Raw genomic sequence first — 9689 nt, forward strand, 5'->3', positions numbered from 1 at the left:
CGCCCAGGCCGCCCCCGCCGCCTCGCCCGATGCCGCCGCCGCCCTCTCCGCTGAGCTCGGCGACCGCTCCGCCGGCTCGTACATCGACGCCAGCGGCAAGTCCGTCGTCACCGTGACCGACGCGGCCGCCGCCCGCAAGGCGAGCAACGCCGGCGCCGCAGTCCGGTACGTCACCCGTGGCGCCGCCGTGCTCAACCGGGCCACCGCCGACCTGGAGCGTTCCGCCAAGATCCCGGGCACCGCGTGGTGGAGCGACCCGGTCACCAACCAGGTCGTCGTCTCCGTGGACAGCACCGTCACCGGGGCCAAGCTGGAGCGGGTCAAGGCCGCCGCCGCGCGGGCCAACGGCGCGGTCCGGATTGAGGCCGAGGCCGGCGTGCTGAGCACCCGCATCTCCGGCGGCCAGGCCATCTACGCTGGCGGTGGCGGGCGCTGCTCGCTCGGCTTCAACGTGCGCAGCGGCAGCACCTACTACTTCCTGACCGCCGGGCACTGCACCAATATCTCGTCGAGCTGGTACTCGAACTCCGGGCAGACCTCGCTGATCGGTACCCGTACCGGCACCAGCTTCCCGGGCAACGACTATGGCATCGTGCGGCACAGCAACTCCGCCAACGCCGCCGGCAACGTCTACCTCTACAACGGCAGCTACCGGGACATCACCGGCTCCGGCAACGCCTCCGTCGGCCAGTCGGTGCAGCGCTCCGGCAGCACCACCGGCCTGCGCTCCGGCTCGGTGAACGCGACCAACGCCACGGTGAACTACGCCGAGGGCTCGGTCTCCGGCCTCATCCGCACCAACGTCTGCGCCGAGCCGGGCGACAGCGGCGGCTCGCTGTTCAGCGGCGGCACCGCCCTGGGTCTGACCTCCGGCGGTAGCGGCAACTGCCGCACCGGTGGCACGACCTACTTCCAGCCGGTCACCGAGGCCCTGAGCCGCTACGGCGTCAGCGTCTTCTGATCGATCGACCGCCCGCGGGCCGCCGGATTGCTCCGGCGGCCCGCGTCGCGTGTGCGGCCCGCCTCACGCGAGCGCGTCGGGCCCGTCCGCTGGTCGCAAGGCCCGCCTCACGCGAGCGCGTCGGGCCCGTCCGCTGGTCGCAGAGGATCCGGGGGTACGACACCCGGCACCGCCGGACCGACGGAGGTGGCGCCGGTGGCCCACGCCAGGTGCGCCCGCCGGGCGGACAGCACCGCCAGCAGCGGCCAGAGCGACACGGCCACCGCCGTCACCCGCTCGGCCAACCCCGTCCGTGACCCGCTGGTCACCTCGAACGCGCACCAGCCGAACAGGGCGAGGAGCACGACCGTGGCGCTCAGCGCCACCGCCCGGCGGAAGGCCCAGGGCGGCTCCGGCGCGGCCGGATGCGCGGCGTCCCGACCGCGGGGCAGCCGCAACGCCGAGCCGGCCGGCCAGAGGGCGAGCGCGAGGACGGCCACCGTCGCCGCGATGCCGTGGCTGAGCGAACCGCCCACCGGTGGCCGGGGAAAGGCCACCAGCGCGACGGTGGCCACCCCACCGATGGCGAGCAGGAACCGGCTGGGCAACCCGGCCGCGTGCAACACGGCGGCGACCGCCAGATAGCAGCAGCCGAGCAGCACCAGGGCCCCGACCATGATCCAGGCGTCGGTGGCGTCCTGCCCCGCCAGCTCGCTGATGGTGTCCCGGACGGGGTCGTACCCGGCTGGCTGCCGCGCCTGCGCAACCGTCCAACCGCCCACCAGCAGCACGGGTGCGGCGGCCGCCGTGGCGACGGCCCAGTTCGGTACGGCGCGCATTTCGCCACGTTAACCGTCGCGGCGGCCCGCGAACCGGGGTTCGCCGCGCTGCCCACCGACCGATCGTCCCGGCCTGCCGGGTGCCCCGGAACAGCGACTGCCGCCCCTGACAGAATGCCGGTGAGGAACTGTTCCACGATGAGGAGTTGCCAGCCGTGATCCGTACCCACAATGCCGGAAGCCTGCGCGCCGCGGACGCCGGCTCGACGGTGACGCTCGCCGGGTGGGTGGCCCGCCGGCGTGACCACGGCGGCGTCATCTTCGTCGACCTGCGCGACGGCTCCGGCGTGGTCCAGGTGGTGTTCCGCGAGGAGGACGCGCACGCGCTGCGCAACGAGTTCTGCGTGAAGGTCACCGGCGAGGTGACCCGCCGGCCGGCCGGCAACGAGAACCCGGAGCTGCCCACCGGCGAGGTCGAGGTGACCGCCGTCGAGCTGGAGGTGCTCTCCGAGGCGGCGCCGCTGCCGCTGCCGGTGGACGACCAGATCGAGGCCGGTGACGACATCCGGCTCAAGTACCGCTACCTGGACCTGCGCCGCAGCGGCCCGGCGAACGCGCTGCGACTGCGCTCGCGCGCCAGTCAGCTCGCCCGGGGCGTGCTGCACGAGCGGGACTTCCTGGAGATCGAGACGCCGACGCTGACCCGGTCGACGCCCGAGGGCGCCCGCGACTTCCTGGTCCCGGTCCGGCTCCAGCCCGGCAGTTGGTACGCGCTGCCCCAGTCGCCGCAGCTGTTCAAGCAGTTGCTGATGGTCGGCGGCATGGAGCGGTACTACCAGATCGCCCGCTGCTACCGGGACGAGGACTTCCGCGCCGACCGGCAGCCGGAGTTCACCCAGCTCGACATCGAGATGTCCTTCGTCACCGAGGACGACGTGATCGACCTCGGCGAGGCGATCGTCTCGACGCTGTGGAAGGACCTGGCGGGGCACGAGATCAGCCGGCCGATCCCGCGGATCACCTGGCACGACGCGATGGCCCGCTACGGCTCCGACAAGCCGGACCTGCGCTACGGCGTCGAGCTGACCGAGCTGACCGACTACCTGCGCGGCACCGAGTTCCGGGTGTTCGCCGGGGCGATCGACGCGGGCGGCTACGTCGGCGCGGTGGTGATGCCGGGCGGCGCGGCGCAGAGCCGCAAGGAGCTGGACGGCTGGCAGAACTGGGCCAAGGCGCGTGGCGCGCGGGGCCTGGCGTACGTGGTGCTGGACGCCGAGACCGGCGAGGCACGCGGTCCGGTGGCCAAGAACCTGTCCGCCGAGCACCTGGGCGGGCTCGCCGACGCGGTCGGCGCCAAGCCGGGCGACGCGGTCTTCTTCGCCGCCAGCGCCACCACGCGGGAGGCGCAGGAGCTGCTCGGCGCCGCCCGGGTCGAGATCGCCAAGCGGGCCGGTCTGATCGACGAGAGCGCCTGGGCGTTCTGCTGGGTGGTCGACGCGCCGATGTTCGAGCGCACGGACGAGGGCGGCTGGACGGCGGTGCACCACCCGTTCACCTCGCCCAACGCCGAGTGGGTGGACCGGTTCGAGGAGGCCCCGGACCGGGCGCTGGCGTACGCGTACGACATCGTCTGCAACGGCAACGAGATCGGCGGTGGTTCGATCCGTATCCACCGGGGCGACGTGCAGAAGCGGGTCTTCGACCTGCTCGGCATCACCCCGGAGGAGGCGCAGGACAAGTTCGGCTTCCTGCTGGAGGCGTTCAAGTACGGCGCCCCGCCGCACGGCGGCATCGCCTTCGGCTGGGACCGGGTCTGCATGCTGCTCGCCGGCGCGGACTCGATCCGTGAGGTGATCGCGTTCCCGAAGACCCGTGGCGGCTTCGACCCGCTGACCGGCGCGCCGACGCCGATCACCGGTCAGCAGCGCACCGAGGCCGGCATCGACGCCAAGCCGAAGCCCCCGGCCACCGCGCACACCGGCACCGCCGGCCCGGCCGCCCCGGTCGCCGACCCGGTCTGACCGACCCACCCCGCACCTGCTTGGTCGATCAAGAGGTTTGCGTCATCATCGCTCGGTCAAGATGACGCAAACCTCTTGATCGTCGACAGGGGAGTGGTGGCATGCGGGTGCTCGTGGTGGGGGCTAGTGGGTTTCTGGGCGGCGAGGTATGCCGGCGAGCGTCGGACGCCGGGTGGTCGGTGGTCGGCACGTGCCACTCCGGCGACATCACCGCGCCCGGTGTCGAGGCCCGCCGGCTGGACGTGACCGACCGCGCCGCCGTGCGCGCGCTGGTCGCGGACGTGCGCCCGGACGCGGTGGTCTCCACCCCCTACCGGTACGACGACTGGACGGTCACCGCCGACGGGGCCGCGCACGTGGCGGTCGCCGCCGCGGAGCTGGGCGCCCGGCTGGTGCACGTGTCCAGCGACGCGCTGCACGGTGGCCGCCCGTCGCCCTACGCCGACGACGAGCCACCCAGCCCGGTGAACGCGTACGGGGCGGCGAAGGCCGCGGCGGAGACGGCCGCGCGGGTGGTCGACCCCGGTGCGGCGCTGGTGCGTACCTCGCTGATCCTGGGGGAGGGCAGCAAGCAGATCGAGCTCTGCCGCGAGGCGCTCGCCGGGCGGGGCGCCCTGTTCACCGACATGATCCGCTGCCCGGTCGACGTGACCGACCTGGCCGACGCCGTGCTGGAGCTTGCCGACAGCACGTACGCCGGGCTGCTCAACGTGGCCGGCGCGGACGCGGTCAGCCGGGCCGAGCTGGGCCTGCTGGTCGCCGAGCGGTTCGATCTTGACGCGGCCGGTCTGAAGACGACCACCAGCGCCGCCGCCGGCGTGCCCGGTCCCGGCGACGTACGCCTGGACTCCACCCGCGCGGCCGGCCTGCTGGGTACCCGGCTGCGCGGGGTGCGCGAGTTCCTGGCCCGCTGAGCCGCCGCCCCACGAGTGCATACTTCCTGTGCACAACTCTTGTGCACAGGAAGTATGCAGAGATAGTGTGCAGTCATGGCGGATGACGAAGAAGCGCCCCGGCCGGTGCCACGCGAGGTACGGATCGACAAACGGCAGGTCCGGGTGCTGGCGCACCCGCTGCGGATGCGGCTCCTCGGGGCCTTGCGGGTGAACGGGCCCGCCACCGCCACCACCCTGGCGGAACTGCTCGACACCAACACCGGCGCGACCAGCTACCACCTGCGCCAGCTCGCCGAGGTCGGTCTGGTCACCGAGGATCCCGACCGGGGCAGCGGACGGCAGCGCTGGTGGCAGGCGGCGCACGACGTCACGAACTGGGAGCCGACCGACTTCGACGACGACCCCGATGCCCGGGCCGCGATCGAGTGGATCCAGGGCGACCAGGTGCGCCTCCTCGCCGAGACCGCCGAACGTTGGTTCACCACCCAGCACGAGTGGTCCGTCGCCTGGCGGGACGCCATCGGCATGGGCGACATCTTCATGACCATCCCGCCGGATCGGCTCAAGGAGCTCCAGGCGGAGGTGTGGCAGGTGCTGGAGCGGTACCACCGCGAGGTCGACGCCGCCGACCCGCAGGCCCGCCCGGTGCAGGTGTTCCTGGCCGCCTACCCGTTGCGCGAGGGCCTCCGGTGAGCGCGCTGACCGTACGCCAGGTTCGGCGTCGTTACCTCACGCTGTACGGCCTGCGCTGGCTGCCCACAGGTCTGATGATCCCGGTGATGATCCTGCTGATGCAGGAGCGCGGCCTGTCACTGCCGCAGATCGGTCTGGTCTTCACCGCCCAGGGGCTGCTGGTGCTGGCGCTGGAGCTGCCGACCGGTGGGCTCGCCGACGCCCTCGGCCGCCGACCGGTGCTGCTCGCCGCCGGCGCGCTCAACCTCATCTCGCTGTCCCTGTTCGCGGTGGCCAACTCGGTCGTGCTGTTCTTCGCGGTCTGGGCGTTGCAGGGGATCTACCGGGCGCTGGACAGCGGCCCACTGGAGTCCTGGTACGTCGACGCCACCATGGCCGCCGACCCCGAGGCGGAGTACGAGCGCGGGCTCGGCCACGCCGGCACCGTCGCCGGGCTGGCCATCGGCGCCGGCGCGCTGCTCGGCGGCGGCCTGGTCGCACTGGGCCCGATCGGTCCGGTCACCGCGCTCACCGTGCCCGTGCTGGCCGCCATCGTGGCCCAGGCGGTGGCTCTGGCCGCGCTGATCGCCCTGCTGGTCGAGGAGCGGCCAGCCACCGGAGCGGCGGCGCTGCGGGCGTCGGTGGTCCAGGCGCCCCGGATGATCGGCGAGGCGGTCGGGCTGCTGCGCCGCTCCCGGGTGCTGCTGGCCCTGGTGGCGGTGGAGCTGTTCTGGGGCTTCGGCATGGTCACCTTCGAGTCGCTGCTGCCCGTCCGGCTCGCCGAGGTGATCGGCGACCCGGAACGCGCCGCCGCGCTGCTCGGGCCGGCCAACTCGGCCGCCTGGCTCGCCTCGGCGGCCGGCGCCGCGCTCACACCACTGCTGCTGCGTTGGCCCGGCGCCGCGCCGGGCGCCGCACTGCTCCGCATTCTGCAGGGCGCCACGGTGGTCGGGATGGGCCTGTTCGCCGGACCCGTCGGAGTGCTCGTGGCCTACCTGGCCTGCTACGCCGTGCACGGCGCGTCCAACCCGCTGCACAGCGGGCTGCTGCACCGGCAGGTCGACGGCCCGTACCGGACCAGCGTGCTCTCGCTGAACTCGATGATGTCGCAGCCGGCCGGCGCGCTCGGCGGGCTGGCGCTGACCGCGCTCGCGGCCGCCACCAGCGTCAGCACCGCCATGGTGGTCGGCGCGGTGGTGCTGGCCGTCGCAGCCCCGCTCTACCTGCCCGCCTGGCGCGCCGGCCGCCGGCCCGTGGACCAGCCCACCGACCCGCCCGCGGTCCCCGCGGCCGCGGAGCCCCACGCCGCCGGGCGTTAGGAGGAGACCTCTCCTTCGTCCGCGACGACAACCAGGACGTCAGGCGAGGCGTAGCGAGCTGAGCTGGAGGGTGTTGGTGAAGCCGAGCCGGCGGTAGAGCCGTACCGCACCCACGTTGTCCGGGTAGACGCCCAGCCCGACGGTGTCGTAGCGGGTCAGCAGCGCCCGCGTCATCCCGGCCGTCAGCGCAGCGCCCAGCCCTCGACCCCGCTGGTCGGGGGCGACGGTCAGGCCGGCGAGGAAGCCGATGTCGCCCCGGCTGCGGTCCGCGCCGGCCGCCACCAGCCGGTCGCCGTCCCGGATGCCGTACCAGTCCACCACCCGCGGGTCGCCGGGGCGGGAGGTGGTGCTCGGGAACGCCTCGTCGATCAGCGCCTCCAGCGCCGGGTGGTCGGCCTCGGCGAGGCGTACCACCCGCTGCTCGTCGGGCTGGGCCGGCGGCGGCGCGTCGGTCCAGTGGAAGTCCCAGTCGTCGTGCCGGCTCACCGCCAGCCGGCCCGCCAGCAGCGCCGGGTCATGCCGGGGCAGGTGCAGCCACTGCTCCGCGCGCAGCGCCCCGGCGGAGGCCAGCGCGGAGCAGAGCTCGAGCGCCGGTCCGGCCGGGCCGATCCCGCCGCCGGCGGGTCCCTGGCCGGGCGGCAACAACCACAGCACCGCGCCGTCGCGCCGGTAGCCGCGTGCCGGCGCCTGACGCCAGAGCGCGTGCCGGGCGTACGGGTGGTGACCGGCGGCGGCGAGGATGGCGTCCCGGTCCTGGAGCACCTGGTCGTCGATGATCATGGCTTCCAGCCTAGGAGCCGGGGGACGGGTGACCGCGTCGGGTCAGGCTGGCGTGCTCCGATCCACGGTGGAGATTGGCGATCCGACCGATTGGGTACATCAGGCGCCGACCTACTGGGAACCCCCACCGGAGGACCGACATGCTCGCCATTCTCGCGGCCATCGTCTTTGGCTTCGCCCTGCTGATCGATCTGCTCAACACGAACTTCGGGGCGCCGGACCTGTTCAATTGGAACACCCTCGTGCTCATCGGTCTGTTGCTGCTCTCGCTCTACCTGGCCGGCGTGGGCAGCGGCCCGCGCGGCGGTGGCGGCGGCCGCTGGTACCGGGGCCGTCGCCCCGGTCGTGGCTGACCGGAACCGATCATCGGCTGCCCGGCTCGCGGCGCGATTCCGGCGTCGCGGGCCCGGCCCGGTACTGTCTTCGTGATGGAGTCCGACGCCCTCTTCTCCCTCGGTGCACCCGCCGGGCCGCGCAGCGCGCCCGCCGGTTCCGCCGGTGTCGACGGCTTCACTCCGGTGGCGGACGATTCGCCCCTGCCCGTCCGGATGCGCCCGGCGAACCTCGACGAGCTGGTCGGGCAGGACCACCTGCTCGCCCCCGGCGCGCCGCTGCGGCAACTGGTCTCCGGTGGCGCCCCGATGTCGGTGATCCTCTGGGGACCGCCGGGCAGTGGCAAGACGACCGTCGCGCACCTGGTGGCCGGGGCCACCGACCGTCGGTTCGTCGCCATGTCGGCGCTCTCCGCCGGTGTCAAGGACGTCCGGGCGGTGATCGAGACCGCCCGCCGCCAGCGTCGCTCGGGCGGCCCGCAGACCGTGCTCTTCATCGACGAGGTGCATCGCTTCAGCAAGACCCAGCAGGATTCGCTGCTCGCCGCCGTCGAGGACCGTACGGTCACGCTGCTGGCCGCGACCACCGAGAACCCGTACTTCTCGGTCATCTCCCCGCTGCTGTCGCGGTGCGTGCTGCTCACCCTGCAACCGCTGGACGACGACGCGGTGCGCGGGCTGCTGCGCCGTGCCGTCGCCGACGAGCGTGGCCTGGGCGGCGCGCTCACCCTCGCCACCGAGGCCGAGGACCACCTGGTCCGGCTCGCCGCCGGTGACGTCCGCAAGGCGCTGACCGCGCTGGAGGCGGCGGCCGCGTCCGCCACGGCGCTCGGCGTCGGGCGGATCGACCTCGCCACCGCCGAGCAGGCCGTCGACGTGGCGGCGGTGCGCTACGACCGCGACGGCGACGCCCACTACGACGTGGTCAGCGCGTTCATCAAGAGCATGCGCGGCTCGGACGTGGATGCCGCGGTGCACTGGCTGGCCCGGATGCTGGTCGCCGGGGAGGACGCCCGCTTCATCGCCCGCCGGCTGGTCATCTTCGCCAGCGAGGACGTGGGCATGGCCGACCCGGCCGCGTTGAGCGTGGCCACCGCCGCCGCCCACGCGGTCGAGTACGTCGGGCTCCCGGAAGCGCAGCTCAACCTCGCCCAGGCGGTGATCCACCTGGCCACCGCGCCCAAGTCGAACTCGGCGACCACCGCCATCGGCGCCGCGATCGCCGACGTGCGGGCCGGCCGGGGCGGCCCGGTGCCGCGCGGGCTGCGTGACGCGCACTACGCCGGCGCCCGGGGGCTGGGCCACGGAACCGGCTACCGCTATCCGCACGACGACCAGCGCGGCGTGGTCACCCAGCAGTACGTCCCGGACGACCTGGTCGGCACCGACTACTACCGGCCCAGTCCGCACGGGGCGGAGCGGTCGGTGGCCACCCGGCTGCCGTTGCTGCGCCGGATCGTGCGGGGGCTGCCGGCCCCGTCCGTCCGTCCGGAGGCTCCGTCGGTCGAGTCGCCCGTAACGGCGCAGACCGCGCCGGCGCTTGCCGACGGGAACGGTCGCCCGACCACGGGCACGGGCGGTCCCGGCACGATGCAGGACAGCGGCACGAACGCCGCAGGAGAGGGTCAACAGTGAAGTCGCGTGGTGCGGACCGCCCGGACGAGGGCCCGGACGAGCGGCGCGATTCCCGCGCCAAGGGGCGCCGCTGGGGTCGAGGCCGGGCCGAGGCCGAGCCGGAGGCGCCGGTACCCGGCGAGGAGTTCGGCTGGATCGACGATCTGCGCTCGGCCAAGCAGCAGCGCGGCGAGCTGGGCCCCGACGGCGCCCCGGCGGAGCCCGCCGGTCCGCGTGGGGGCGCGCCGGTGCCGCCCGACGTCCCGGCGTCACCCACCGCGCGCCGTGGCGACACGGACGGTGCGGCCGGACGCCGGCCGGTGGACGGACCGTGGC

General features: G+C 74.0%; 9 protein-coding genes and 1 pseudogene. 8 read left to right on the top strand and 2 right to left on the bottom strand.

Annotation, left to right across the window (positions count from 1 at the left end; translation table 11 throughout):
- The coding region (locus EAD98_RS15865) for a S1 family peptidase (RefSeq protein ID WP_121654839.1) at positions 1-961 on the top strand (961 nt) is incomplete at its 5' end.
- Between the two features lie 107 nt (positions 962-1068).
- On the opposite strand, the gene EAD98_RS15870 is transcribed toward EAD98_RS15865, so the two are convergent.
- Positions 1069-1779, bottom strand: coding sequence for a DUF998 domain-containing protein (locus EAD98_RS15870; RefSeq protein WP_121654840.1), 711 nt, complete (start codon positions 1777-1779; stop codon positions 1069-1071).
- A 155-nt stretch (positions 1780-1934) separates the two neighbouring features.
- Here EAD98_RS15870 and aspS point away from each other — a divergent pair, with 155 nt between their 5' ends.
- From aspS to EAD98_RS15890, 4 genes are all read left to right on the top strand, one after another.
- A complete protein-coding gene (gene aspS, locus EAD98_RS15875) occupies positions 1935-3740 on the top strand; it encodes an aspartate--tRNA ligase (protein WP_121654841.1) in 1806 nt (601 codons plus the stop codon).
- A 101-nt stretch (positions 3741-3841) separates the two neighbouring features.
- The gene (locus EAD98_RS15880; RefSeq protein ID WP_121654842.1) at positions 3842-4654 is read left to right on the top strand and encodes a sugar nucleotide-binding protein; all 813 of its coding nucleotides are present in this window, start codon (positions 3842-3844) and stop codon (positions 4652-4654) included.
- Between the two features lie 75 nt (positions 4655-4729).
- The gene (locus tag EAD98_RS15885) at positions 4730-5329 is read left to right on the top strand and encodes a transcriptional regulator (protein WP_121654843.1); all 600 of its coding nucleotides are present in this window, start codon (positions 4730-4732) and stop codon (positions 5327-5329) included.
- Entirely contained in the window at positions 5326-6627 is a 1302-nt protein-coding gene (locus EAD98_RS15890) for an MFS transporter (RefSeq protein WP_121654844.1), read from the top strand. The genes EAD98_RS15885 and EAD98_RS15890 overlap by 4 nt, the downstream gene beginning before the upstream one ends.
- A 39-nt stretch (positions 6628-6666) precedes the next feature.
- Here EAD98_RS15890 and EAD98_RS15895 read toward each other — a convergent pair whose 3' ends face one another.
- Complete coding sequence (locus tag EAD98_RS15895; protein WP_121654845.1) at positions 6667-7407, bottom strand: GNAT family N-acetyltransferase; 741 nt, start codon at positions 7405-7407, stop codon at positions 6667-6669.
- A gap of 140 nt (positions 7408-7547) precedes the next feature.
- Between EAD98_RS15895 and EAD98_RS15900 the strand changes: the two genes are divergently transcribed.
- The 3 genes and pseudogenes from EAD98_RS15900 to EAD98_RS15910 all read left to right on the top strand — a co-directional run.
- Positions 7548-7760 carry a hypothetical protein gene (locus tag EAD98_RS15900; RefSeq protein WP_074318554.1) on the top strand — a complete coding sequence of 71 codons (213 nt, stop codon included), beginning with the start codon at positions 7548-7550 and terminating at the stop codon, positions 7758-7760.
- A 75-nt stretch (positions 7761-7835) separates the two neighbouring features.
- Positions 7836-9374: a replication-associated recombination protein A gene (locus EAD98_RS15905; protein WP_121654846.1), complete on the top strand. Its 1539-nt coding sequence runs from the start codon at positions 7836-7838 to the stop codon at positions 9372-9374.
- A pseudogene (locus tag EAD98_RS15910) lies at positions 9371-9689 on the top strand (hypothetical protein); the annotation flags it as partial. The gene EAD98_RS15905 and the pseudogene EAD98_RS15910, both read left to right, overlap by 4 nt.

Origin of the sequence: Micromonospora sp. CV4, from assembly GCF_003667455.1 — a bacterium.
Taxonomy (GTDB): Bacteria; Actinomycetota; Actinomycetes; order Mycobacteriales; family Micromonosporaceae; genus Micromonospora.